The 23,351-nt window shown below is 73.2% G+C and carries 21 protein-coding genes and 1 pseudogene; 14 read left to right on the top strand and 8 right to left on the bottom strand.

The window, feature by feature from the left end:
• Positions 1 to 9: 9 nt before the first annotated feature.
• On the top strand, positions 10 to 1,125 hold the full coding sequence (alc, locus tag ACZ3I3_RS39790) for an allantoicase (protein ID WP_467372685.1): 1,116 nt from the start codon (positions 10 to 12) through the stop codon (positions 1,123 to 1,125).
• A 282-nt stretch (positions 1,126 to 1,407) separates the two neighbouring features.
• Here the strand turns inward: alc and ACZ3I3_RS39785 are convergent, their stop codons facing one another.
• The gene (locus ACZ3I3_RS39785; protein WP_467372683.1) at positions 1,408 to 2,172 is read right to left on the bottom strand and encodes an SDR family oxidoreductase; all 765 of its coding nucleotides are present in this window, start codon (positions 2,170 to 2,172) and stop codon (positions 1,408 to 1,410) included.
• Positions 2,173 to 2,344: 172 nt separating this feature from the next.
• Between ACZ3I3_RS39785 and ACZ3I3_RS39780 the strand changes: the two genes are divergently transcribed.
• Positions 2,345 to 2,971, top strand: a complete 627-nt coding sequence (locus ACZ3I3_RS39780) for a dihydrofolate reductase family protein (RefSeq protein ID WP_467372681.1) — start codon at positions 2,345 to 2,347, stop codon at positions 2,969 to 2,971.
• Positions 2,972 to 3,676: 705 nt separating this feature from the next.
• The gene (locus ACZ3I3_RS39775; protein WP_467372680.1) at positions 3,677 to 4,570 is read left to right on the top strand and encodes an alpha/beta hydrolase; all 894 of its coding nucleotides are present in this window, start codon (positions 3,677 to 3,679) and stop codon (positions 4,568 to 4,570) included.
• A gap of 562 nt (positions 4,571 to 5,132) precedes the next feature.
• Here the strand turns inward: ACZ3I3_RS39775 and ACZ3I3_RS39770 are convergent.
• Both ACZ3I3_RS39770 and ACZ3I3_RS39765 read right to left on the bottom strand, forming a co-directional pair.
• Positions 5,133 to 5,519, bottom strand: a complete 387-nt coding sequence (locus ACZ3I3_RS39770; protein ID WP_467372678.1) for a guanyl-specific ribonuclease — start codon at positions 5,517 to 5,519, stop codon at positions 5,133 to 5,135.
• 158 nt (positions 5,520 to 5,677) lie between these two features.
• The gene (locus tag ACZ3I3_RS39765) at positions 5,678 to 5,878 is read right to left on the bottom strand and encodes a hypothetical protein (RefSeq protein ID WP_467372676.1); all 201 of its coding nucleotides are present in this window, start codon (positions 5,876 to 5,878) and stop codon (positions 5,678 to 5,680) included.
• A gap of 179 nt (positions 5,879 to 6,057) precedes the next feature.
• Between ACZ3I3_RS39765 and ACZ3I3_RS39760 the strand changes: the two genes are divergently transcribed.
• The 3 genes from ACZ3I3_RS39760 to ACZ3I3_RS39750 all read left to right on the top strand — a co-directional run bounded on the left by ACZ3I3_RS39760 (position 6,058) and on the right by ACZ3I3_RS39750 (position 9,306).
• The gene (locus ACZ3I3_RS39760; RefSeq protein ID WP_467372675.1) at positions 6,058 to 7,332 is read left to right on the top strand and encodes a histidine kinase; all 1,275 of its coding nucleotides are present in this window, start codon (positions 6,058 to 6,060) and stop codon (positions 7,330 to 7,332) included.
• Between the two features lie 362 nt (positions 7,333 to 7,694).
• Positions 7,695 to 8,528, top strand: a complete 834-nt coding sequence (locus ACZ3I3_RS39755; RefSeq protein ID WP_467372674.1) for a hypothetical protein — start codon at positions 7,695 to 7,697, stop codon at positions 8,526 to 8,528.
• A 100-nt stretch (positions 8,529 to 8,628) separates the two neighbouring features.
• Complete coding sequence (locus ACZ3I3_RS39750) at positions 8,629 to 9,306, top strand: response regulator (protein WP_467372673.1); 678 nt, start codon at positions 8,629 to 8,631, stop codon at positions 9,304 to 9,306.
• 43 nt (positions 9,307 to 9,349) lie between these two features.
• Here ACZ3I3_RS39750 and ACZ3I3_RS39745 read toward each other — a convergent pair whose 3' ends face one another.
• Positions 9,350 to 10,372, bottom strand: a complete 1,023-nt coding sequence (locus ACZ3I3_RS39745; RefSeq protein ID WP_467372672.1) for a Gfo/Idh/MocA family protein — start codon at positions 10,370 to 10,372, stop codon at positions 9,350 to 9,352.
• Positions 10,373 to 10,500: 128 nt separating this feature from the next.
• Between ACZ3I3_RS39745 and ACZ3I3_RS39740 the strand changes: the two genes are divergently transcribed.
• From ACZ3I3_RS39740 to ACZ3I3_RS39720, 5 genes are all read left to right on the top strand, one after another.
• Positions 10,501 to 11,238, top strand: a complete 738-nt coding sequence (locus ACZ3I3_RS39740; RefSeq protein WP_399406595.1) for a GntR family transcriptional regulator — start codon at positions 10,501 to 10,503, stop codon at positions 11,236 to 11,238.
• 123 nt (positions 11,239 to 11,361) lie between these two features.
• On the top strand, positions 11,362 to 12,510 hold the full coding sequence (locus ACZ3I3_RS39735) for an ROK family glucokinase (protein ID WP_086562791.1): 1,149 nt from the start codon (positions 11,362 to 11,364) through the stop codon (positions 12,508 to 12,510).
• The gene (locus ACZ3I3_RS39730) at positions 12,507 to 13,094 is read left to right on the top strand and encodes a sugar kinase (RefSeq protein ID WP_467372670.1); all 588 of its coding nucleotides are present in this window, start codon (positions 12,507 to 12,509) and stop codon (positions 13,092 to 13,094) included. Before ACZ3I3_RS39735 ends, ACZ3I3_RS39730 begins: the two co-directional genes overlap by 4 nt.
• Before the next feature lie 106 nt (positions 13,095 to 13,200).
• The gene (locus tag ACZ3I3_RS39725) at positions 13,201 to 16,029 is read left to right on the top strand and encodes an SNF2-related protein (protein WP_467372668.1); all 2,829 of its coding nucleotides are present in this window, start codon (positions 13,201 to 13,203) and stop codon (positions 16,027 to 16,029) included.
• Positions 16,026 to 18,146: an SWIM zinc finger family protein gene (locus tag ACZ3I3_RS39720; protein WP_467372667.1), complete on the top strand. Its 2,121-nt coding sequence runs from the start codon at positions 16,026 to 16,028 to the stop codon at positions 18,144 to 18,146. The genes ACZ3I3_RS39725 and ACZ3I3_RS39720 overlap by 4 nt, the downstream gene beginning before the upstream one ends.
• Positions 18,147 to 18,342: 196 nt before the next feature.
• Here the strand turns inward: ACZ3I3_RS39720 and ACZ3I3_RS39715 are convergent, their stop codons facing one another.
• Positions 18,343 to 18,603: a GlsB/YeaQ/YmgE family stress response membrane protein gene (locus tag ACZ3I3_RS39715; RefSeq protein WP_356925472.1), complete on the bottom strand. Its 261-nt coding sequence runs from the start codon at positions 18,601 to 18,603 to the stop codon at positions 18,343 to 18,345.
• 258 nt (positions 18,604 to 18,861) lie between these two features.
• Here ACZ3I3_RS39715 and ACZ3I3_RS39710 point away from each other — a divergent pair, with 258 nt between their 5' ends.
• Together ACZ3I3_RS39710 and ACZ3I3_RS39705 are read left to right on the top strand one after the other, a co-directional pair.
• The gene (locus tag ACZ3I3_RS39710; RefSeq protein WP_467372665.1) at positions 18,862 to 19,425 is read left to right on the top strand and encodes a hemerythrin domain-containing protein; all 564 of its coding nucleotides are present in this window, start codon (positions 18,862 to 18,864) and stop codon (positions 19,423 to 19,425) included.
• 239 nt (positions 19,426 to 19,664) lie between these two features.
• The gene (locus ACZ3I3_RS39705; protein ID WP_467372663.1) at positions 19,665 to 20,699 is read left to right on the top strand and encodes a DNA topoisomerase IB; all 1,035 of its coding nucleotides are present in this window, start codon (positions 19,665 to 19,667) and stop codon (positions 20,697 to 20,699) included.
• A gap of 17 nt (positions 20,700 to 20,716) precedes the next feature.
• Here ACZ3I3_RS39705 and ACZ3I3_RS39700 read toward each other — a convergent pair whose 3' ends face one another.
• Positions 20,717 to 22,066: a cytochrome P450 gene (locus ACZ3I3_RS39700; RefSeq protein WP_467372662.1), complete on the bottom strand. Its 1,350-nt coding sequence runs from the start codon at positions 22,064 to 22,066 to the stop codon at positions 20,717 to 20,719.
• 129 nt (positions 22,067 to 22,195) lie between these two features.
• Between ACZ3I3_RS39700 and ACZ3I3_RS39695 the strand changes: the two genes are divergently transcribed.
• The gene (locus tag ACZ3I3_RS39695) at positions 22,196 to 22,741 is read left to right on the top strand and encodes a phosphatase PAP2 family protein (protein WP_467372660.1); all 546 of its coding nucleotides are present in this window, start codon (positions 22,196 to 22,198) and stop codon (positions 22,739 to 22,741) included.
• Positions 22,742 to 22,755: 14 nt separating this feature from the next.
• On the opposite strand, the pseudogene ACZ3I3_RS39690 reads toward ACZ3I3_RS39695, so the two are convergent.
• Positions 22,756 to 22,911, bottom strand: a pseudogene (locus ACZ3I3_RS39690) (ZIP family zinc transporter); the annotation flags it as partial.
• Between the two features lie 29 nt (positions 22,912 to 22,940).
• Positions 22,941 to 23,351, bottom strand: a 411-nt coding sequence (locus tag ACZ3I3_RS39685) for a DNA-directed RNA polymerase subunit alpha C-terminal domain-containing protein (protein WP_467372658.1), incomplete at its 5' end; no start/stop codon positions are given.

Genomic DNA, 23,351 nt, shown 5'->3' with positions numbered 1-23,351 from the left:
CTGATCACCGTGACGGCGATTCCCAGCTTCACCGGCGACGCGAACCCCTACGGAGGCGGCGACCCGTACGCGGACTACCGCACCGCCGACTTCCCCTTCACCCAGTACGCCAACCTCGCCGACCGGCGTCTCGGTGCCGGTGTCATCGCCGCCAACGACGAGTTCTTCGCCCAGCGCGAGAACCTGCTGGTGCCCGAGCGCGCCGAGTTCGACCCCGAGCACTTCGGGCACAAGGGCAAGGTCATGGACGGCTGGGAGACGCGCCGCCGCCGGGGCGCGTCGGGGGAGCACCCCTGGCCGACCGCCGAGGACCACGACTGGGCGCTGGTCCGCCTCGGCGCCCCGGGCGTGGTCCGGGGGATCGTCGTCGACACCGCGCACTTCCGCGGCAACTATCCGCAGGCCGTGTCCGTCGAGGGCACGTGCGTACCGGGCTCCCCGTCGCCCGAGGAACTCCTCGGGGACGACGTGAAGTGGACGACCCTGGTCCCGCGCACCCCGGTCGGCGGCCACGCGGCGAACGGTTTCCCCGTCGCCGTCGAGCAGCGCTTCACCCACCTGCGGGTCAACCAGCACCCCGACGGCGGCATCGCACGCCTGCGCGTCCACGGCGAGGTCGTCCCGGACCCCGCGTGGCTCGAGGTGCTGGGCACCTTCGACGTCGTCGCCCTGGAGAACGGCGGCCAGGTCGAGGACGCCTCCGACCGCTTCTACTCGCCCGCCACCAACACCATCCAGCCGGGCCGCTCCCGCAAGATGGACGACGGCTGGGAGACCCGGCGGCGCCGCGACCAGGGCCACGACTGGATCCGCTACCGGCTGACCGCCCAGTCCGAGATCCGCGCCCTGGAGATCGACACCGCGTACCTCAAGGGCAACAGCGCCGGCTGGGCCGCGGTGTCCGTGCGCGACGGTGAGGACGGCGAGTGGCGGGAGATCCTGCCCCGCACGCGCCTCCAGCCCGACACCAACCACCGCTTCGTCCTCCCGGCCCCGGCCGTCGGCACGCACGCACGCGTGGACATCTTCCCGGACGGCGGCATCTCCCGACTGCGGCTGTTCGGCACCCTGACGAACGACGGCACGAGGCGCCTCGCGGCACGACACCAGGAGCTGGGCGGCTGAGCTGGCCCGGCACCGGGGCACGCGGACCGGCGGCACCGGGGCCTGCCCCTGGGGGGGACCGGCCTGACGGCACCGGTGGGCCCGCCCCAGGGGGCACCGGCCCGATAGCGCCGGTGGCTTTGCACTGGGGGCGCGTCGGAACGGCGGCATCGGTGGGCTCTGCACCGGGGCACGCATGACCGACGGCACCGGTGGGCTCGCCCCTGGGGGACCGGCCCGACCGCACCCGTGGCCCCGCCCCAGGGGGCGCACCGGCCCGACCGCGTCGGTGCGCCCCCTCGCTTACGCCGCGTGTCCGCCGTCCACGGCGAACTCCGCGCCGGTGACGTAGGTCGCCCCCGCCAGGTACGCCACCATCGACGCCACCTCGTCCGCCGTCCCGAACCGCCCCAGCGCCGTCATCGCCGCCTGGCCGGCCGCGTACGGGCCGTCCGCCGGGTTCATGTCGGTGTCGATCGGCCCGGGATGGACGAGGTTCGCCGTGATCCCGCGCCCGCCCAACTCCCTGGCCAGGGCCTTGGTCAGACCGGCCAGGGCCGCCTTGCTCGTCGCGTAGAGCGTTCCACCGGGCCCGGGCACGCGCTGGGCCATGCAACTGCCGATCGTGATGATCCGCCCGCCCTCGGGCATGCGCGCGGCGGCGGCCTGGGAGGTCAGGAAGACCCCGCGCACGTTGACGGCGAGGACCCGGTCCACGTCCGCCAGCGACAGGGTCTCCAGCGGCCCGAGCACCCCGACGCCGGCGTTGTTCACCAGGACGTCGAGACGGCCCAGCGCCTCGGCCGCCGCGGTCACGGCACCGGCCGCCTCGGCGGCGTCCGCCGCGTCCGCGCGTACCGCCACCGCCCGGCGCCCCAGGGTCTCCACGGCCCGTACGACCTCCTCGGCCGCCTCCTTGCCGTTCACATAGCCGACCGCCACGTCCGCGCCCTCCCGGGCCAGCCGCAGGGCCGTCGCCGCGCCGATGCCACGGCTCGCCCCGGTCACGAGAGCCACCTTGCCGCCGAGATCCCCTTGAGAAGTGCTGAGAGTTCCTTGAGAAGTCATGGGTCCATCCCAGCGCCGGGACGGACCCGACGCTGGCGGTGAACGGACGTCGAGGTGGCTCCCTCTGGTCCCGCACGGAAAGGGCCGTACGGACGAGCGGTGAGTTGCGGGGGCCCGCGGGGTCTGAACCGATGACAACAGACCCGACCGTTCCAGAAGAAGGGCACCCGCCATGGGCAAGCTCGTCTCCACCCTCTTCGTCACCCTCGACGGCGTCTACCAGGCCCCCGGCGGCCCGCACGAGGACACCCGCGGCGGCTTCACCCACGGCGGCTGGAGCTTCCCGTACGCCGAGGAGGACTTCGGCCGGTTCATCAGCGAGGTCTTCACCCGCCCGCGTGCCTTCCTGCTCGGGCGCCGGACGTACGACATCTTCAGCACGTTCTGGCCGAAGGTGACCGACCCCGCCGATCCGGTCGCCTCACAACTCAACGCACTGCCGAAGTACGTCCCGTCCTCGACGCTCAAGGACCCCGGGTGGGCGGGCACCACCGTGCTCACCGGCGACCTCGCCAAGGAGGTGACGGCGCTGAAGGAGCGCACCGACGGCGAGATCCAGGTGCACGGCAGCGGCGCCCTCGTCCGGTCCCTGCTGACGCACGGCCTCGTCGACTCGCTCCACCTGCTGACCTTCCCCGTCGTACTCGGCACCGGGTTCCGCCTGTTCCCGGAGGGCGCCGTACCGACCGCCTTCCGGCACGCCGGTGGGAGCGTCACCAGCACGGGCGTCTCGATCGCGACGTACGAGGTGGCGGGCCGCCCCGAGTACGGCGAGTACGCGCTGCCGGAGAACGCGTAGCCGTGCCGCCCCGGCGTCCTCGTCGGCTGTCCCCCGAGTACAGCCTCTGACTGCCTCTTGTCGCTCCTCATACGGGTCAGGGGGTCGAAGTGGCTGCCCAGTAAACGGCAATTGTCTGGCGTCGCGTGACTGCTTCCAGACACCGTCGAGGACCTCCAGCGAGGCGGTGAGCCCGTCGCCGTGGCGCAGGTAGTTCCTCTTGTACGGCAGCACCTGGGCCTGGACCGCGGTGACGACTTCGCGGAAGCCCTCGGCCGGACCCGCTGCCCCGGTGGGCCGCAGCTCTGCTCCGCCCGCAGCCACCAGGCGCCTCATGGCTGCGCGTACGCCGGGGGAGCGGGCGTGGCGGGCCGTGCCCTGGCCGGCCCAGGTGCCGGGGCCTATGCGGCGTTGTGGCTGCCGCCGCCGGTGAATCCGCCGCAGATCAGCTCATGGGTCGCCGCCCCCGGCCGCGTAAAGCCCGGGGACAGGGGTGGAGCAGTCGTCGCCGGTGATGCGCATGCCGCCGATGCCGCGCACGGTGCCCTCGGCGAGGAGGGTGACGGCGAAGCGCTTTGCGGCGTACCGGTCGGCCAGGCGGGGTTTGAGGGGTGGCGTGTCTCAGGCCGCAGTGGACGGTGTCGCGCCTGCCTATTGCGCGAAGAAGAGCGAGGATTCATTATCAGGAAACCTGTTATTTTAAAGTTGTAGTGAAGGGGTCGGGGCATGCCATTGAGTCCCAGAATCCAGGCCAGAGGGATCCAGCTGCTGCTCGGTCGGATGATGTCGCGGGTCCACAAGGACCTGCGCTTCGCGGACATCCCGAAGCGCACGGAAGCTCTCCTGGTGGAGACCGGCTCCGGCCCGGTGCCGTGCACGGTCTACCGCCCGCCGGCCGACACCGGAACTCCTGCCCCCGTGTACGTCAACTTCCACGGCGGCGGTTTCGTGGTCGGCCGCCCGGACCAGGACGACCACATCTGCCGTTACATAGCCGCCACGGCCGGCTGTGTCGTGATCAACGTGGACTATGCCGTCGCTCCGCAGCGGCGGTTTCCGGTGGCCGTCACCCAGGCGTACGACGTCACCGCGTGGGTCGCCGAGAACGGTCCCGCGGGCGGCTGGGACGGCTCGCGCCTTGCCGTGGGCGGACACAGTGCCGGGGCCAACCTGACGGCCGCGGTCTGCCGCATGGCCCGGGGCCGCGGAACCTTCTCGCCCCGGCTGCAGATCATCGACTCCGCACCGCTGGATCAGGTCGCCGACCCGGCCACCAAGCAGTCCCTCATCGCCAAGCCGCTGCTCAGCCCGCAGCTCATGCGCATCTTCACGGCCGCCTACGTCCCCGACCCCGCCCACCGCGCCGATCCCCTTGTCTCCCCCGCACTGGCCGATGATCTCGCGGGACTCCCTCCCGCCCTCGTCATCACCGCGGAGAACGACCGCCTGCGCGATGAGGGCGACGCCTACGCCAAGGCTCTGGAGGCCGCCGGCGTTCCGGTCATCCACCGTTGCTTCGAGGGAGTCGATCACTACTTCACCCACACCGGTCCGGTACCGGCGGGGAAGGCCGCCATCGACATGATGGCAACCACCCTGCGCGCCGCACTCAGCTCCTGATGCCGGCCGGCCGAGGCAGGCGCATTCGGTTGCGGAAGGGTGAGGCACGGAGCAGGCGAGTGTCGTGGCGGTCGACGGCCCGCATCACGAGGAAATCCACGGGCGCCGCCCACGACTTTTTGGCCGGGTTCGTCCGAACCCGTTCGCTGCATCTCCGACATCAAGTCAGGTGTCGCTTCCCAGCCGAGCCCGTGCTGAGGCGTCGGACACCAAGACTGCGCGGTGCATCGGCATCGGGCCCACATGGACGGATCGGCGAAACCTGCGTTTTCCCGACCTGACAGCAGCACACTCCATGTAGCGCGCGGTCCAGCGCGCCACCGCTGGTCGCGTGCTGTGCCGTCGCGACGGATGCCGGGCTGCGAAGAGCGGGAGTTTCCGTCGGGTGTGGCTCGCCCCGCGGCCGATGTGGGTGGTCTGCGGGGCGAGCGTATCGATATGAAGAAGTACTTCACAGACTGACGCTGGGGACTCGTGCCTGACTGAACGCGGATCGGGCCTCAGGCTTCGTCTCGCTGTTCCTCGACGCCTCGGCGGGGAAGCCGGCTTGTTCGACTCCGGCTCAGCAGCCGTAGTTGATCAGGTCGAAGGAGGCGTAGTGGTCCGCCGTGTAGTAGTCCTCCTGGTGCTCCTCGCCGGTGACGATGCGGCGCGCGCCGCGCGTGGAGGAGCCCGGCGTGATCACGGTGTACTCGTGATAGTAGCCAGAGGACTGACCGGGCAGGATGCCTTCCCGGTTCTGGAAGACGGTCCCGTCCTGCGAGTAGGGGTAGGGGCCACCCTGCTCGATCAGCTCGAGGGTGTCGTACGCCTGGGAGGGCAGGTCGCTGTAGCAGATGCTGCCGACCGCGGCGGCGGCCGGGGTCGCGGTGACGGTGCCGCCGACGAGGAGGGCGGACAGGACGGCGGCTGCGGCGCCGATGCGGGTGATTCGTGGGGGGAATCTCATGCCCTCATGATGACGCGCGTAGACAGTGGCATGTCAATGACAACTCTGGAGAATTTGCCCTCAAGTCCGATGAGTTTGCGCGGAGTTAACTTGCGACCCAGCGTCACCACGTTGCCCGGCCGCGTCCGTGCACGCCGGCCGGAGGTCCGCCCGGGTGCTCAGGCGGACTTCCGGCTCCCGGCCGCCGCGAACAGGGCGACACCCAGCACGAGCAGGGTGACGCTCGCGTAGACCTCGTAGCCGTCGAGGAACCCCAGTCGTTGTACGAGGCCCCACTTCCAGTCGGTGAACTCGTGCACCAGGCCCGCCACGCCCTGCACGAGGGCGAGGAAGCCGAGAATCTCCAGCACTTGCTTCATGGAAACAGCCTCGCCCCGCGGACCCCCACGCACATCGGCCGTGGGGCGGGCGTCGGTCGGACGGAAGTCCCTCTTCCGGTCCGGCCGGCCGCGCCGAAAGTCTGCGATGCGGTGACTTTGGTCGACGATTCCGTCCGGGGCGAGGTGAACGGGCCCGGGCCTGCGTAGATTTGTCGACCGTGAGTGGTGACGACGCGGGGCAGGCCTCCCCGGTGCTGACGGGCGAGACACCTGTGCTGTTCACCGGGCGCAGATGGTTCATCCCCTCCGCCCTGCTGCACGAACTCGACCCCGACGCCGCGCGGGCCGGGCGACGGCCCCGCCGTACCGCCCGCGACTGGGTCGTCGACTTCTCCTGCTTCGTGCTGGCCGTACTGGTGGGCGCGGCCGCCATAGAGGCGCTCAACGACAACCCCCATGTCCCGGAAGGGCTGGCCGTCGTCGACCAGTTGATCGGGGCGCTGGCCTGTGCGGCCGTCTGGCTGCGCCGCCGCTGGCCACTGGGGCTGGCCGTGGCGATGACGGTCGTCACCTTCGTCTCGGACACGGCGGGCGGGGCGGGGCTCATCGCCCTGTTCACGCTCGCCGTGCACCGTCCCTTCCGGTACGCGGCCTGGGTGGGCGGCATCAACGCGGCCGTCACCCCGCTCTACTACTGGGTGCGGCCCGACGCGGACGTCCCCTACCCGGTGAGTGTGGTCATCGCCGTACTGCTCACGGTGGCGATCGTCGGCTGGGGCATGTTCGTACGGGCCAAGCGGCAGCTCATGGTGAGCCTCAGGGACCGCGCCCGGCGGGCCGAGACGGAGGCCCGGCTGCGGGCCGAGCAGGCGCAGCGGCTCGCCCGTGAGGACATCGCGCGGGAGATGCACGACGTGCTCGCGCACCGGCTGACCCTGCTGAGCGTGCACGCGGGCGCCCTGGAGTTCCGGCCCGACGCGCCCCCGGCGGAGACGGCGCGGGCGGCGGGAGTGATCCGGGAGAGCGCGCACGAGGCCCTCCAGGACCTGCGCGAGATCATCGGCGTCCTGCGGGCGGGGGAGCCGGACGACACGGGGCGGCCGCAGCCGACGCTGGCGGCGCTGGACACGCTGGTCGCCGAGTCGCGTGAGGCCGGCATGAAGGTGGCCCTCGACCAGCGGGTCGACGACGCCGCCGCCGTTCCGTCGTCCGTCGGCCGCACCGCGTACCGGATCGCCCAGGAGGGCCTGACCAACGCCCGCAAGCACGCGCCCGGCACGGAGGTCACGGTGACCGTCACCGGCGGACCGGGCACCGGGCTCACCGTCTCCGTGCACAACCCGCCCCCCGAGGGCGAGGTACCACCGGTCCCCGGCTCGGGCCAGGGCCTCATCGGCCTGACGGAACGGGCGACCCTGGCGGGCGGCCGCCTGGAGCACGGCCACACGCCGGAGGGCGGGTTCGAGGTACGGGCGTGGCTGCCGTGGGGCTGAGGCGCGGCCTCGCGGATCCTTCCCCATGACCCCCTGCTCTGAACGGAGTTGACTTGGCCGGGGTGATGGCTGATGTTTGTGCGGCCTTCAGCGCCGCGCGTAACGGAAGGAACCTGCACGTGAGTTTCGGGGGACCCACCAATCCGTACCAGCCACCCGGACCGCCGAACGGCGGCCCGTACCCGCCGCCTCCCGCCAACGGCCCCTATGTACCACCGCATTACCTGCCGCCTCAGCCGGGCCCGGCACCGTACGGCTACCCGCACCCCCAGCCGTACCCCCCGCAGCCGTACCCGCACCCGTACGTCCCCCAGCCGCAGCCGGGCACCCGGGGCCCGGGGTGGGGTGGTGAATGGCCGTCCGTGCGCGCGCTGTTGCGGCAAGGGCAGCCGCGGATCTCCGGCTGTATGTGGCTGGTGCTGCTCGCTCCGTGCACCTGGTTCGCGGTCCTGCCGCTCATGCTGTGCTACTCGTTCGCGCGCTCGGCCCGTGTCCGGGCCCACCGGCTGTTCCCGCGCACGCACGGGGCCGTCGACGACCGGCATGTGACGCGCCTGCAGAAGGTGCGGGCCTGGACCGCCGCCGCCATGTCCCTGCTGCTGCTCGCCGTGTACGGCAAACCGGAGGACGTCGCCGAAGCCCAGGAGCAGTACATGATGAGGCTGGTGGTCACCCCGCCCCTGCTGCTCCTGAGCGCCCCGGTCGTGATCGCGGTGCTGTTCCGGTGGGCGTCGGCGGAGACCAGATCGGCCATGCGGGTACGGGTACGGGCGGCCCTGCGGTCGGCCGGCTGGTACGTCGGTGCCGTGACGGCCGTGCCCCTGCTCGGCGGGGCGATCGTCCTGCTCGGCCAGGACCGGACGCCCTCCTCCGCCTCGCCCGGCACCGCCCCGTGGCTGATCCTCGCGGCCGCCCTGCCCCTGGCCTGGCTCCTGTTCTTCGTGGGCTTCGCCACCGGCCCGGCCATCCGCACCGGCTTCAACACCGCGGCCGTGCACGCCGCGCTCCCCGCCCTGCTGACCGGCACGCTGGTGTGGGAGTTCGCCGCCATCAGCCTGCTCGCGGGCGGCCTGCCGCCCGGGCCGCCGGTGATCCAGGCCCTCGCCGTCATCGGCGGTCCCGCCTCGGTGACGGCGGTGGTCTGGTGGGAGATCAGCCGCCTGCGCACCCGGTACGGGGTGGCGCTGCGCGCCTGAGCCCGCGACCCGTCAACCCACCGTTCCCTCCAAGGCGTTGGCGCGGACCACCGCACGTCCGCGCCCCCGCGTCCGCCCCGACCGTGATTACGTGAGGCCCATGACTGCGATCAGACTGCTCCTCGTCGACGACGATCCGCTGGTGCGGGCCGGGCTGTCCTTCATGCTGGGCGGAGCCGACGACATCGAGATCGTCGGCGAGGCGGCCGACGGCGGCGAGGTGGAGGCGCTCGTGGACCGCACCCACCCGGACGTCGTGCTCATGGACATCCGGATGCCGACGGTGGACGGCCTCACGGCCACGGAGCGGCTGCGCGCCCGCAAGGACGCCCCGCAGGTGGTGGTCCTCACCACGTTCCACGCCGACGAACAGGTCCTGCGGGCGCTGCGCGCGGGCGCCGCCGGATTCGTCCTCAAGGACACCCCGCCGACCGAGATCCTCGCGGCGGTGCGCCGCGTCGCGGCCGGCGACCCGGTCCTGTCGCCCACGGTCACCCGCCAGCTGATGCAGCACGCGGTCGGCACCGCCGCCGACACCCGCCGCACGCGGGCACGGGAACGCATGGCCGCCCTCAACGACCGCGAGCGCGAGGTCGCCGTCGCGGTCGGCCGGGGCCTGTCCAACGCGGAGATCGCCACCGGCCTCTTCATGAGCGTCGCCACGGTCAAGACGCACGTCTCCCGCATCCTGGCCAAGCTCGACCTCAACAACCGCGTACAGATCGCGCTGCTGGCGTACGACGCAGGACTCCTGGAGGAGGAACAGGAGGGCCATTGACCGGCCCCGCTGGCCCGCCGTCACGCCGCCCGCCGGTCCGTCGTCACGCGAAGGCCGACGCAGTCCCTCCGGGGATCTCCGCGAGGTGTACCGGCCTGCGCTCCCGGCGGGACAGCTCGCATGCCTCGGCGACGCGCAGCGCCTGCAGGGCCTCGCGCCCGTCGCAGGGGTTGGCCCGCTCGCCCCGCACGACCTCGACGAACGCGTTCAGCTCCGCCTCGTAGGCGGGGCCGAAGCGCTCCAGGAAGCCGGTCCAGGGCTTGTCCGCGGCGGGCGGCCCGGTCGGCTCGGTGGACGCGATCGGCGTACGGTCGTCCAGGCCGACCACGATCTGGTCCTGCTCCCCGGCCAGCTCCATGCGCACGTCGTAGCCCGCCCCGTTCAGCCGGGACCCGGTGACCGTGGCGAGCGTGCCGTCGTCGAGGGTGAGGAGCGCGGCACCGGTGTCGACATCGCCCGCCTCGCGGAACATCGCGGGCCCGGCGTCCGACCCGGCCGCGTACACGTCCGCCACCTCCCGGCCCGTCACCCAGCGCAGCACGTCGAAGTCGTGGATCAGCGTGTCCCGGTACAGCCCGCCGGACACCGGCAGCCACGCGGCGGGCGGCGGCGCCTGGTCGCTGGTCAGCGCCCGCACGGTGTGCAGCCGTCCCAGCCGGCCGGAGCGCACGGCCTCGCGCGCACCGGCGTACCCCGTGTCGAAGCGGCGCTGGAAGCCCATCTGGAGCACCGTCCCGGCCGTCTCGACCTCCGCGATCGCGCTCAGGGTCCCCGGCAGATCCAGCGCGATGGGCTTCTCGCAGAACACCGGCAGACCCGAGCGTGCTGCCCGACCGATCAGTTCGGCGTGGGCCGACGTCGCCGTCGTGATCACCACGGCGTCGACCCCCCAGCGGAAGATCTCCTCCACGCCCGGCGCCGCCGTCTCACCCAGCCGATGCGCCAGGTCCTGGGCCCGCGAGGGGTCCGCGTCCGTGAGGATCAGGGAACCCACGTCGCGGTGCCGGCTGAGCGTGTTCGCGTGGATCGTGCCGATGCGGCCCGTTCCGATGACGCCGATGCGCATGGAAACAAAGTGCGTGCACAGCCCGCCCCTGTCAATCTGAATGTCCGGACAATCTGACTACACAACTTCCCGTCAACAACGCGCGGAGCTACGCTCGGCCCGTGCCGAAACCAGAAGTGGACCCGACCGTGCAGCTCGAGCTGAGCGTGGACCGCAGCTCTCCCGTGCCGTTGTACTTCCAGCTGTCCCAGCAGCTGGAGGCCGCGATCGAGCACGGCACGCTGACGCCAGGCAGCCTGCTGGGCAACGAGATCGAACTCGCCGCCCGGCTCGGCCTGTCCCGGCCGACCGTCCGCCAGGCCATCCAGTCGCTCGTCGACAAGGGTCTCCTGGTGCGCCGCCGCGGCGTGGGCACCCAGGTCGTGCACAGCCAGGTCAAGCGCCCGCTGGAGCTCAGCAGCCTCTACGACGACCTGGAGGCGGCGGGCCAGCGCCCGGCCACCAAGGTCCTCGTCAACACGCTCGTCCCCGCCTCCGCCGAGGTCGCCGCCGCACTGAACGTCGCCGAGGACAGCGACGTCCACCGCGTGGAACGCCTCCGCCTCGCCCACGGCGAGCCCATGGCCTACCTCTGCAACTTCCTGCCCCCCGGCCTCATCGACCTCGACACCGCCCAACTGGAGACCACTGGCCTGTACCGACTGATGCGCGCGGCGGGCATCACCCTGCACAGCGCTCGCCAGTCGATCGGCGCGAGGGCCGCGACGACGGTGGAGGCGGAACGGCTGGCGGAGGAGACGGGGGCTCCGCTGCTCACCATGCAACGCGTCACGTTCGACGACACGGGCCGCGCAGTGGAATACGGCACACACACGTATCGCCCGACGCGCTATTCGTTCGAGTTCCAGCTCCTTGTGAGGACTTGAGGGGAGCGCGGTTTCCGGGGGCGCGGGGAACTGCGCGATCAGCCCCCACGCACCCGCACACGGCAACGGTCGGTTGTTCCCCCGCTCCGCACCCTGCCTCCCCGTGAGGCAGAATCGGCGGCGATGAGCACCTACCGCGACTTCACCGCCCCCATCGGCTCCCGCCGTGCCACCGTGCTCCGCACCGTCGGCACCCGGGAGCGCCGCTCACACCTGACGGCACCCCGCGTGCCGACGGTCGGCATCGACATCGGCGGTACGAAGGTGATGGCGGGCGTCGTGGACGCCGACGGCAACATCCTGGAGAAGGTCCGCACGGAGACGCCGGACAAGTCCAAGAGCCCCAAGGTCGTCGAGGACACCATCGCCGAGCTGGTCCTGGACCTCTCGGACCGGCACGACGTGCACGCCGTCGGCATCGGCGCGGCCGGCTGGGTCGACGCCGACCGCAACCGCGTGCTGTTCGCCCCCCACCTGTCCTGGCGCAACGAACCGCTCCGCGACCGCCTCTCGGGCCGGCTCTCCGTACCGGTCCTCGTGGACAACGACGCCAACACCGCCGCCTGGGCCGAGTGGCGCTTCGGCGCCGGCCGCGGCGAGGACCACCTCGTGATGATCACGCTGGGCACCGGCATCGGCGGCGCGATCCTGGAGGACGGGCAGGTCAAGCGCGGCAAGTACGGGGTGGCCGGCGAGTTCGGCCATATGCAGGTCGTGCCCGGCGGCCACCGCTGCCCGTGCGGCAACCGCGGCTGCTGGGAGCAGTACAGCTCCGGGAACGCCCTGGTCCGCGAGGCGCGCGAGCTGGCCGCGGCCGACTCGCCGGTGGCGTACGGGATCATCGAGCACGTCAAGGGCAACATCGGCGACATCACCGGCCCGATGATCACCGAGCTGGCCCGTGAGGGCGACGCCATGTGCATCGAGCTGCTCCAGGACATCGGCCAGTGGCTCGGCGTCGGCATCGCCAACCTCGCGGCCGCCCTCGACCCCTCCTGCTTCGTCATCGGCGGCGGTGTCTCGGCCGCCGACGACCTGCTGATCGGCCCCGCGCGGGACGCGTTCCGCAGGCACCTGACCGGCCGCGGCTACCGCCCCGAGGCCCGTATCGCCCGGGCCCAGCTCGGCCCCGAGGCCGGCATGGTCGGCGCCGCCGACCTGGCCCGGCTGGTCGCCCGCCGCTTCCGGCGCGCCAAGCGCCGCCGCGTGGAGCGCTACGAGCGCTACGAGCGGTACGCGCAGTCCCTCCGCAGTACCCAGGAGACGCCGTGACCGCCTCCCTGCCGCACCAGGGCTCCTGGCCGGACGGTGAGGAACGCCCGGCCGAGGACCACCGCCACATGATCCGCCGCAGGGCGCTCACCCTGCTGATCATCGTGCTGCTCATCGGCGTTCCGGCCGGCTACCTGGTGATCTCCGCGAACCAGAGCCGCGACAGCGGCAAGGACAAGGAGGCCAAGTACTCGGCGACCGGCCTGACCGCGGGCTGGCCGTCCAAGCTCCAGCGCCGGATCTACCAGGTGCCCGTCCCGCACCCGGCCTGGCACGTGGCGTACTACGAGACCAACAACTGGAAGACCAGCCGCCTGTACGCCCAGTTCGAGACCAACGCGGCCGGCCTGGACGCGTATCTGACGGGCCTGGGCGTGACCCGGAAGGACCTGCAGAAGGACCACATCACCATCGGCGCCCGCGACCGCAAGGTCACCGGCTGGAAGTTCCCCGAGAGCGCGGGCGACTCGTGGTACGGCTTCGTCCACCGCCAGAAGAAGCCCGCGCCCACGCACGACGTGGTCGTCGACCTGTCCAACCCCGCGTATCCCTGGGTGTACGTCGTCTCCCGGACCGTGCCCTGACCCACCGCCCGGCCCGGGCGGCGCGGCCGCCGGGGCCGATTGTCAGACCCCGCCCGTAGAGTCGGAGACAACTGATCCGACACGCGGGCGGGAGGTGACAGGACGTATGGGTGACACGGCTGCGGTGGCCGAGCGGGCGGGGGACGCGACGGTCCCGGTCCGGCTCCCGGCCGTCTTCCTGCCCGCCACCCTCCCGCGCCACGGGCGCATCGCCTTCTGGGACCCGGAAGGTGAGCCCCTGCCCACCGAGGACACCGAGCTCACGGTCGTACGACGGCACGGCGCCGCGGTCCGCCGGCGGACCACCCCGGCGCTGTCCCTCCCGCTGGACGAGGCCCTGCCGCTCCTGGTGCGCGCCCGGCACGACCCCGCGGCCCACCCCGCCACCGCCTGCTGGGGCGCCGCCGCCCTGCACGCCCTGCGGCTCACCGCGCGCGGCCGGCTGCTGCCCGGCCTGACCCCCACGGGCCACGACGCCTGGCGCGCCGGCCCGCTGGACCCGGACGACATCGCGCACCTGCGCGCGGTCGCCGCCGCCCTGCCCTACGAGGGACACGCCGTCCCGCTGCCCGGCCCGGGCCCGATCCGCCTGCCCGAACCGGAAGCGCTGGTCCGCACCTTCCTCGACGCGGTCGCCGACACCCTGCCGCGCACCCCGGCCGCGCCCCACGCCACCGGCAGACCCTTCGCGGCCCGCGACGCCCAGCACCTGCCGAAGGCCCACGACTGGGCCGCCGAGGTCGCCGCCGGCATGGACGCCGGCGTGCGGATCTCGCTCCGGCTGGACCTCTCGGCGTACGACCTGTTCGACGACGCCCTCGACGGCGGCGCTCGCAGTGCCGGCGCCGCGGTCGTCCAGGTGCACAGCCTCGCCGACCCCACCCTCGTCGCCGACGCGGCGGCGCTGTGGGCGGGCGAGGCGGACGACGCCTTCGGCCCGCGCGCCCGGGTGGACGCGGCCCTCGCCGTCCGCCGCGCGGCCCGGGTCTGGCCCCCGCTCGACCGGCTCGGCGACCAGGACGTGCCCGACGTGCTGGCACTGACCGAGGCGGAGCTGAGCGACCTGCTCGGTGTCGCGGCCACCCGGCTCGCCGCGGCCGGCGTCGCCGTGCACTGGCCACGCGACCTGGCCCAGGACCTCTCGGCCGCCGCGGTGGTCCGGCCGGCCCCCGGCTCGGCGACCGACGGGACCGGCTTCTTCGAGAGCGAGGATCTCCTCCAGTTCCGCTGGCAGTTGGCGCTCGGCGGCGACCCGCTCACCGAGAGCGAGATGGACGCCCTGGCCGAGGCCCACCGCCCGGTCGTCCGGCTGCGCGACCAGTGGGTGCTGGTCGACCCGGCCCTCGTCCGCAAGGCCCGCAAGCGGGACCTGGGGCTGCTCGACCCGGTCGACGCGCTGTCCGTCGCCCTCACCGGCACCGCCGACGTGGACGGCGAGACGGTCGAGGCCGTACCCGCCGGCGCGCTGGCCACCCTGCGCGACCGCCTCACCGCGGGAGTACGCCCCGCCGCACCGCCGCCCGGCCTGCACGCCACCCTCCGCGACTACCAACTGCGGGGCCTGGCCTGGCTCGACCTGATGACCTCCCTCGGCCTCGGCGGCTGCCTCGCCGACGACATGGGCCTCGGCAAGACCGTCACTCTCATCGCCCTGCACCTGAAGCGGGCCCGCCGCGAGCCGACGCTGGTGGTCTGCCCGGCCTCGCTACTGGGCAACTGGCAGCGGGAGATCACCCGCTTCGCCCCCGGCGTCCCCGTCCGCCGCTTCCACGGCCCGGACCGCAGCCTCGACGACCTGGACGGCGGCTTCGTCCTCACCACCTACGGCACGATGCGCTCCGCCGCCCCCGCCCTGGCCGGGCAGGCGTGGGGCATGGTCGTCGCCGACGAGGCGCAGCACGTCAAGAACCCCTACTCGGCCACGGCGAAGGCGCTGCGCACGATCCCGTCGCCCGCGCGCGTGGCCCTGACCGGCACACCCGTCGAGAACAACCTCTCGGAGCTGTGGGCGCTGCTCGACTGGACCACCCCGGGCCTCCTCGGCCCGCTGAAGTCCTTTCGCGCCCGGCACGCCCGGGCCGTGGAGAACGGCGAGGACGAGGAGGCGGTGGAGCGCCTGGCCCGCCTGGTCCGGCCGTTCCTGCTGCGCCGGAAGAAGTCCGACCCGGGCATCGTCCCCGAACTGCCGCCCAAGACGGAGACCGACCACCCGGTGCCGCTCACCCGCGAACAGGGCGCGCTGTACGAGGCGGTGGTCCGCGAGTCGATGCTCGCCATCGAGACCGCCGAGGGCATGGCGCGCCGGGGCCTGGTCCTGAAGCTCCTGACGTCGCTGAAGCAGATCTGCAACCACCCGGCGCTCTACCTGAAGGAGGAGCCCCGGACCGGCGGCGACCGGCTCGCCGCCCGCTCCGGCAAACTCGCGCTCCTGGACGAGCTGTTGGACACCCTGCTCGCCGAGGACGGATCCGCGCTGGTCTTTACCCAGTACGTGGGAATGGCCCGCCTGATCACCTCCCACCTGGCCACCCGGGCGGTCCCGGTCGACCTCCTCCACGGCGGCACGCCGGTCCCGGAGCGGGAGCGCATGGTGGACCGCTTCCAGGCCGGCTCGACCCCGGTCCTGGTGCTGTCCCTCAAGGCGGCGGGCACCGGCCTCAACCTCACCCGCGCGGGTCACGTCGTGCACTTCGACCGCTGGTGGAACCCGGCCGTCGAGGAACAGGCCACCGACCGCGCCTACCGCATCGGCCAGACCCAGCCCGTCCAGGTCCACCGCCTGATCACCGAGGGCACGATCGAGGACCGCATCGCCGAGATGCTCCAGGCCAAGCGCGCCCTCGCCGACGCGATCCTCGGCTCCGGCGAGTCGGCCCTCACGGAACTGACGGACCGTGAGCTGTCCGACCTGGTCTCCCTGCGGAGGACACCATGACGCCCAGCCCGGCCGACGAGGCCCGCCGGGCCCTCCGGGAGGCAAGGGAGCGGGCGGCGTCCGATCCGCACCCGGCACCGGCTTCCCGTCCCGCGCCCGCTCCGGCCCCGGCACCCGCAGGGCAGGAGGCCCCCCAACCGGCGGACGTCGCCCGCGAGGCACTGCGAAGGGCGGTGTCCGAACACCGGGGCGGCGCAGGCCCGGCGAGGGACATGGGCGCGCTGCGGGACGCAGATGCCGAGGTACTCGCCGATCAGCCGGGTGACACCCCGCGAGACACGCCGGGACCCACGGAGCCGGACGGCTCCGACCACCGGGGCCAGACCGGGGAGGCCTCCACCCCGACGGACTCGGCCGGCACTCCCGCCGGCGAGGAGGACCAGCCCGCCGCCCCACCCGAGAGCACGGTGACCGCTCCCTCGGACGGCACCGACCAGCCGTCCCGCCGCGCGGCGGACATCGCACGCGAGGCGCTGCGCGCCGCTCGGGAGGACGCGCGGCGGGCACGGGAGGAGACGGAGAGCGAAGGGGCCCGGCGCAGGCGCGGGACCCGGCAGAGCCGTGTGGACGAGCGGGCGGCGGCACTCCGGCGGGCGCGCGGAGACGCCGTCGGCGGGGAAGCGCGTGACGTACGGCAGGTGCTGTCCGACGCCTTCCGGATGCCCGCGACGGACCCCGGCGGGACGCCCGAGGCCCCGGACGAGACCGGCCCCGAGGACTCGCCCTCACCCGGCCCCGGCATCCCCGACGCCGCCGCGAGCACCGCGCCGCCCCATGTCCCCACCCGCTCCGCCACCCCGCCCCCGGCCTCCCGGACCCCTGGCAACCTCCACAGCCCCCTGGCCCCCCACTCCATGGCCGCTCCCGGCCGCGACAACGAACTCCGCCGGACCTTCCCCGCCTTCCCGCCCCGCGACCCGGACGGCAAGGGCTTCGCCGAGAGCTGGTGGGGGAACGCGTGGGTCGCCGCGCTGGAACAGGGCGCGCTGGATGCCAAGCGGCTGGAGCGCGGGCGGGGTTACGCCGGGCAGGGCCATGTCGACGCCATCACCGTGACGCCGGGCCTGGCGCTGGCGTACGTGCGGGGCAGCCGTCCGCGCCCGTACCGCGTGCAGGTGCGGCTGCGCACGCTCGACGACTCCGACTGGGAGCGGTTCCTGGACGCCGCCGCCGACCGGCCCGGTCACATCGCGGCGCTCCTCGACAAGGAGATGCCCCAGTCCCTCGCGGACTGCGGCGTGCCCCTGCTGCCGGGCCCGGGCGATCTGGAACCGCGGTGCAGCTGCCCCGACCGGGGCCACCCCTGCAAGCATGCCGCCGCCCTCTGCTACCAGACCGCACGGCTGCTCGACGCCGACCCCTTCGTCCTGCTCCTGCTGCGCGGCCGGGGCGAACGCGAGCTGCTGGACGCGCTGTCCCGGCTGAGTGCCACCCGTGCCGCTCGCGCCGCCCAGGACAAGGGCCCGGCGCCGCTCCCCGGAGTGCGAGCCGGTGACGTCGTCGCGCCGCGCGCCCTCCCGCCCCTGCCGGTGCCGCTGCCCCCGCCCCCGCACCCCGAGCAGCCCCCGGCCTACCCGGCGGCCCCGGGCGGCCCGGACCCGTTCGCACTGGACCAGTTGGCCACGGACGCCGCCGCGCGGGCCCACGCGCTGCTCACCACGGGCCGTGACCCGGTCGGGCAACTGACGCTCTGGGAGGACGCGGTCCGCCTGGCCGCGGCCCGCCCCGGCTCGGGGCTCACCGCGGGCACCCGGGCGCTCTACTCCTCCCTCGCCGCCGCGGCGGGCCGCACCCCGTCCGAGCTGGCCCGCGCGGTCGCCGCCTGGCGCCAGGGCGGACCGGAGGGCCTCGCCGTGCTGGAGGAGCCGTGGGATCCGCCGGCCGGCCGGTTCGACCGGGCCCGCCCGCTGCTCCTCGCCGCCGACCTGCCCGCCTTCCGCCCCTGGCGCAACCACCTCACCCACCCGCACGGCCACGTCCAGCTCCGCCTGGGCCGCGACGGCCTGTGGTACGCCTACGAGTCCGAGCCGGGCCAGGAGGACTGGTGGCCCCGGGGCACCCCCGACCTGGACCCGGTCGGCGCCCTGACGGGCCTGGGCCTACCGAGCGACCTCTGAGCCGGTGCGGTCCGCTCCGCGACAGGTCACCCGGGGGACCCGCACGTAAAACGATCAGCCGGCCGGGACCAAGCCGCACCCAACCCCCGTCCGGTCGTGCCCGTCCCCGTCCGCGTCCGCCCGGCCCGTGCGGTCGCGGGCGCCCGTCACCAGAGACCCCGGGCGCCCGCGGTAGTCCGCTCCATGAACTGAGCCGTCAGGCGCGTCGCCGGGCCCACAGCGGGGTGACGAATGCGATGAGGACCGCCGCGATGCCGACTTGGAAGACGTGGCGGATCCAGTCGATACCGCCGGTGTCGCGCACCCCGAACGCGGTGGCGAGCGCGTTGCCGGCGACGGCGCCGACGATACCCATGAGGACCGTCAGCCACAGGGGGATGGGCTGACGTCCGGGAACAACGAGCTTGGCCAGCAGGCCGATGATGAGCCCAGCGATGATCGCCCACAGGAACGACACGACAACTCCTTCCGTTCGTTGCCCTTTTCGGGCACGACTCCGTGTTCCCGTCGAAAGCCGCCATAAGCCTTGTCTGTCACACGGCCCTGCACGCCGGTCACGCGCCGCGATGCGAGGAGCCGCGGCCCGATCCTTTCGGCCACCGGAGTGAACTGCTGAAACAGCGTGAGGTCCCGGGCGCGGGGGCGTGGCAGGTATCCGTGCTGGGCGGCGAGCCGGTGGACACCCGGCTCAGAACGACAAAGGACTGGAGAACCCATGGGACACGGCGGAAACGTCATCCAGGAACTGACGGCGGATCACCGGGAGGTGGACGACCTCTTCGCGCGGATCGAAGCACTGCCCGGGGCCGACGAGCAGCGGCGCGAACTGGCGGACCGGCTCACCATGGAGCTGATCCGGCACTCGGTGGCCGAGGAGGAGCACCTGTACCCGGCGGTGCGCCGGTACGTCGACGGGGGAGACGACCTCGCCGACAAGGAGATCGCCGACCACGCCGAAGTCGAGCGCATGCTCAAGGAGCTCGAGGACTGCCAACCCGGGGACGGGCGTTTCGACACGCTGATCCTGCGGCTGAAGAACTCCGTCACGGCACACGTCAGCGACGAGGAGAACCGGCTCTTCCCGATGCTGGCCGACGTCTGCTCCGCCGATGCCCTGGAGGAACTCGGCGGGAAGGTCCGGTTGGCCAAGGAGCACGCCCCGACCCGTCCGCACCCGTCCGCTCCGGACACCCCGCCCGCGAACAAACTCCTCGCGCCCGGTGCCGGCATGGTCGACCGCCTGCGCGACATGCTCACCGGACGCGGAAAGCAGGACTGACAGAAGCGGCTCGGACGGACAGGGCCCGGGGCCGCACTTCCTCGGCCTGACCGGCGCCTGCGGAACGCCGTCGGAGCGGCGCGACGCCGTCACCGCCCAAGTGACGCGCTTCGAGCGGGCCCTGGACGCCGGACAGCGGGGACGAACCCCCTGGCCGTCGGCGCGGAGGCGGCGAGCCCGGTGTGCGGGGGAGGTGGGCGGGTACCGACACGACAGAGCTTGAATGGCTGGAGGTCGGGATGCGTCTTTTCCACAGCCGCCCCACCGACCCCGGGTACCGCCGCCTGCGCCACGGACGCGGCTTCCGCTACGTGGACCCCCGCGGGGAACCGCTGCGCGATCCCGAGGCGCTGGCCCGGATCCGGGAACTGGTCATACCGCCCGCCTGGCGGGACGTGTGGATCTGCACCCGGGCCAACGGGCATCTGCAGGCCGTCGGCACCGACGCCGCCGGCCGCCGCCAGTACCTGTACCACCCGCAGTTCCGCGCCGAACAGGAGCAGGCCAAGCACGACCACGTGCTCGACGTCGCCGAGACCCTGCCCGCGGTGCGCGAGGCCGTCGAAGGGCACCTGAGCGACCGCGGCCTGACCCGGCAGCGGGTCCTGGCCACGGCCGTGCGCCTGCTCGACCTCGGCTTCTTCCGCATCGGCAGCGACCGCTACACCGAACAGAACAACAGCTACGGCCTCACCACGCTGCTGCGCGAGCACTCCCGCTGCCACGCCGGTGCGGTCCTGTTCACCTACACCGGCAAGCACGGCAAGGAGATCATCCAGACCATCGCGGACCCTCCCGCCTGCCGCAGCCTCACCGCGTTGCTGCGGCGCCGGGGCGGCGGTGACCGGCTCCTGGCCTACTGGGAGGGACGCGCCTGGCACGACGTGACCGGCGATGACGTCAACGCGTACCTCAGGGAACTCGCCGGCCTGGAGATCACCGCCAAGGACTTCCGTACCTGGCACGCCACCGTCATGGCGGCCGTGGCACTGGCCGTCTCACAACCCGTGGCTCGCAGCGAGACCGCCCGGCGCCGGGCCATCGCCCGGGCGGCGCGCGAGGTCGCCGGGTACCTCGGCAACACGCCCGCGGTCTGCCGCGCCTCCTACATCAACCCACGGGTGATCGAGTTGTACGAGGAGGGCGTGACGGTCGCCCCCGCGCTGTCTCATCTCGGCGACGAGGGCCCGTACGGCATCCCCGCCACGCACGGACCCGTCGAACGGGCGGTGCTGCGCATGCTCCGCGACGGAGACCCGTCCGGAGGAGAGTGAGAGGAGAGTGAGAGGGCCTACGACCCCTTCTCGGTCACGTCGGCCAGGGGCCGTCGCGCGGAGACACCGGTGCCGGAGGCCGCCTCGGCCGAGGGCGAGCCGCTCGGCACCCGTACGTCGCGTACGGCGAAGCCGCTGTGCACCCGCGCCGGGATGCGCCGCAGCGAGATGCGCAGGTCCTGGTCGGGGACGGTGTACTCGAGGCCGGCCAGGCGGAGCGCGAGGGCTTCGAGCAGCCCGATGGTGAGGCCCTCGCCGGGGCAGCGGTGGCCGGTGCCCGGTTCGGCACCGCCCTGCGGGACGAGTTCATCCCGCTCGACTTCATCCCGCTCGACCGCACGCTCGAGGAACCGCTCGGGGCGGAAGGCGTACGGGTCGCCCCACAGCTCCTCGTCGTGGTTCTGCCCGAAGACGTCGAGCAGCACCATCGCGCCGGCCGGGACCGAGACGTCCCGCCAGGACAGGTCCCGCGTGGCGAGGCCGCCGAGGAAGGGCGCGAACGGGTAGAAGCGCCGTACCTCGTGCACGAACGCGGCCGTGTAGGCGGTGTCTCCGCCGCGCAGGCGTTCGCGCTGGTCCGGCCGCAGATGCAGATGCAGCGCGTGCGCCGTATAGGCGACGAACCAGCAGACGGCGACGGTGGGCCGGATGACGTTCAGCAGTTCGACGGCCGCCGTGCGCGGGTGCAGCAGCTCGCCGGTGGCCTCGCGGTGCCGGCACACAGCCGCGAGCACCGATCCGTCGGGGGCGGCGGCGCCCGAGCGGACCTCCTCGACCAGCCGGGTGAAGCGCTCCTCCAGCCGGTTGCGGGCGCGCCGGGCCCGCCAGTGCCGGGGCCCGGCGGTGGCGAAGCCGTCCACCATGGCGACCAGGTCGCGGGCGAGACCCTCCGCGTCCCCGGTGCCCTCGTCGAGCGGGACGCCCGCCCAGCGGCACACGCCACGGGTCAGCACCACACTCGCCGCGTCGAACAGCACGACCTGATCGGCCCCGCTCCACTCCCGCACAGCGTCGTCCCACGCGGGGAGGACGTGTTCGACGAGACCGGCGATCCGGTCGGCCTGCAGCAACGGCAGGAAGAACTCCTTGCGGGCACGGTGGGCGCCGCCGTCGAGCGTGTGGACCGCGTCGTGGCCGAACAGGGTGCTCAGCACGGGACCCGGGAGGGCGCCGCCGCGGCGCACGTTGTGCTCGTCGTAGAAGAACCGCACCGCGTCCGGTCCCCGCACGGCGAGCGCGGGCTTGCCCATCACACGGGTGCGCGCCACGCCGTCAGGGCGCTCGCTCAGCAGGCCGGGCAACCAGGAGTAACCCTGCACGAGAGCCGGCAGAGAACGATCGATCAGGGGTGAACTCCATCCGTCCATGGCCACTGGGTGCCCAGGCTCGGGACCCGGACACGTCCGGCCCGGCCGGTCGTTCACACCCACCGGCGAAGGCGACCCGCTCCGCCCCGCAGGGAGTTAGGTGCCGTTCAGACCGGGAAGTCGCAGGTCATGGGAGTGCTGACGGATCTTCATGAGGGTGATCACCGGCTGACACGGTGGGTGGCGTCGTGGCGGTCGGACTGTGCCCGGCGGGTCCTGCCGGCCGTGGAGGAGACCGCCGAGCACACCAAGCTGTGGTGGGGCGCGGCCGTGGCTCTGTCCGCCACCGGGTGGCGGGGACGCAGGGCCGCGATCGCCGGCCTTTCGAGCATGGCCGTGGCGGAACTGGCCTCGAACTGTGTCCTCAAGCGTGTGTGGAATCGGCGTCGGCCGCCGAAGGAATGGATCTCGCACGAGGAGGTCGACGACCGCCCCGACTCGCCGTCCTTCCCCTCCGGGCACACCGCCGCGGGGGTGGCCTTCAGCGTCGCGGTGGCGTCGGTGTGGCCCTGGGCGGGCGCGGTGTGTGCGGTGCCCGCCGTCGCGGTGGCCGCCGAACGCGTGCACACGGGAGCGCACTACCCGTCCGACGTCGCCGTCGGCGCGGCGGTCGGTGTGACCGCAGCCGCCTTGGTCGGCCGTGCTCCCCGCCTCGCCCTCCGACTGCTGCGCTGACCCAGCCGTGAAGGCACAGCGGTCAGGCGTGAGAGAGGGCGAGGAGACGAGGCGGCGCCGAGCGCGAGCGCCGTCCCGGACCCGCCCTGCTCGGCCTCCGAGGACTGCGCCCGCGCCTGCACGGGACCGGAGCGCTTGCGGTGGCGCGCGCCCCGGCGCGCCAGCCACAGTCTTCTCCCCGGCCGGCGCGGCGCAGCGGTCAGTACTGCTCGGTCTCCACGAACCCCGGGTCCCCGTCGTTGTGCGCGCCGAGGACGTCGGCGGCGGTCGGGTCGAATCCGGGCGGGCTGTCCTTGAGGTGCAGGCCCATACCGGCGAGCTTCTCCTTGACCTCGTCGATGGACTTCGCGCCGAAGTTGCGGATGTCCAGCAGGTCGGCCTCGGAGCGGGCGACGAGTTCACCCACGGAGTGGACGCCCTCGCGCTTGAGGCAGTTGTAGGAGCGGACGGTGAGGTCGAGGTCCTCGATCGGCAGGACCAGGTCGGCGGCGAGGGCGGCGTCCGTCGGGGACGGGCCCATGTCGATGCCCTCGGCGTCGATGTTGAGCTCGCGGGCCAGACCGAACAGCTCGACCAGGGTCTTGCCGGCCGACGCCATGGCGTCACGCGG

The organism is Streptomyces sp. NPDC016851 (assembly GCF_055562795.1).
This window is presented reverse-complemented; position numbering and strand designations above follow the sequence as displayed.

What these genes read in the sequence shown, in the direction of transcription:
- ACZ3I3_RS39785 (WP_467372683.1), bottom strand. Translation starts at nt 2,172, where the DNA reads ATGACTTCTCAAGGAACTCTCAGCACTTCTCAAGGGGATCTCGGCGGC.
- ACZ3I3_RS39780 (WP_467372681.1), top strand. Translation starts at nt 2,345, where the DNA reads ATGGGCAAGCTCGTCTCCACCCTCTTCGTCACCCTCGACGGCGTCTAC.
- ACZ3I3_RS39775 (WP_467372680.1), top strand. Translation starts at nt 3,677, where the DNA reads ATGCCATTGAGTCCCAGAATCCAGGCCAGAGGGATCCAGCTGCTGCTC.
- ACZ3I3_RS39770 (WP_467372678.1), bottom strand. Translation starts at nt 5,519, where the DNA reads ATGAGATTCCCCCCACGAATCACCCGCATCGGCGCCGCAGCCGCCGTC.
- ACZ3I3_RS39765 (WP_467372676.1), bottom strand. Translation starts at nt 5,878, where the DNA reads ATGAAGCAAGTGCTGGAGATTCTCGGCTTCCTCGCCCTCGTGCAGGGC.
- ACZ3I3_RS39750 (WP_467372673.1), top strand. Translation starts at nt 8,629, where the DNA reads ATGACTGCGATCAGACTGCTCCTCGTCGACGACGATCCGCTGGTGCGG.
- ACZ3I3_RS39745 (WP_467372672.1), bottom strand. Translation starts at nt 10,372, where the DNA reads ATGCGCATCGGCGTCATCGGAACGGGCCGCATCGGCACGATCCACGCG.
- ACZ3I3_RS39735 (WP_086562791.1), top strand. Translation starts at nt 11,362, where the DNA reads ATGAGCACCTACCGCGACTTCACCGCCCCCATCGGCTCCCGCCGTGCC.
- ACZ3I3_RS39725 (WP_467372668.1), top strand. Translation starts at nt 13,201, where the DNA reads ATGGGTGACACGGCTGCGGTGGCCGAGCGGGCGGGGGACGCGACGGTC.
- ACZ3I3_RS39720 (WP_467372667.1), top strand. Translation starts at nt 16,026, where the DNA reads ATGACGCCCAGCCCGGCCGACGAGGCCCGCCGGGCCCTCCGGGAGGCA.
- ACZ3I3_RS39710 (WP_467372665.1), top strand. Translation starts at nt 18,862, where the DNA reads ATGGGACACGGCGGAAACGTCATCCAGGAACTGACGGCGGATCACCGG.
- ACZ3I3_RS39705 (WP_467372663.1), top strand. Translation starts at nt 19,665, where the DNA reads ATGCGTCTTTTCCACAGCCGCCCCACCGACCCCGGGTACCGCCGCCTG.
- ACZ3I3_RS39700 (WP_467372662.1), bottom strand. Translation starts at nt 22,066, where the DNA reads ATGGACGGATGGAGTTCACCCCTGATCGATCGTTCTCTGCCGGCTCTC.
- ACZ3I3_RS39695 (WP_467372660.1), top strand. Translation starts at nt 22,196, where the DNA reads ATGGGAGTGCTGACGGATCTTCATGAGGGTGATCACCGGCTGACACGG.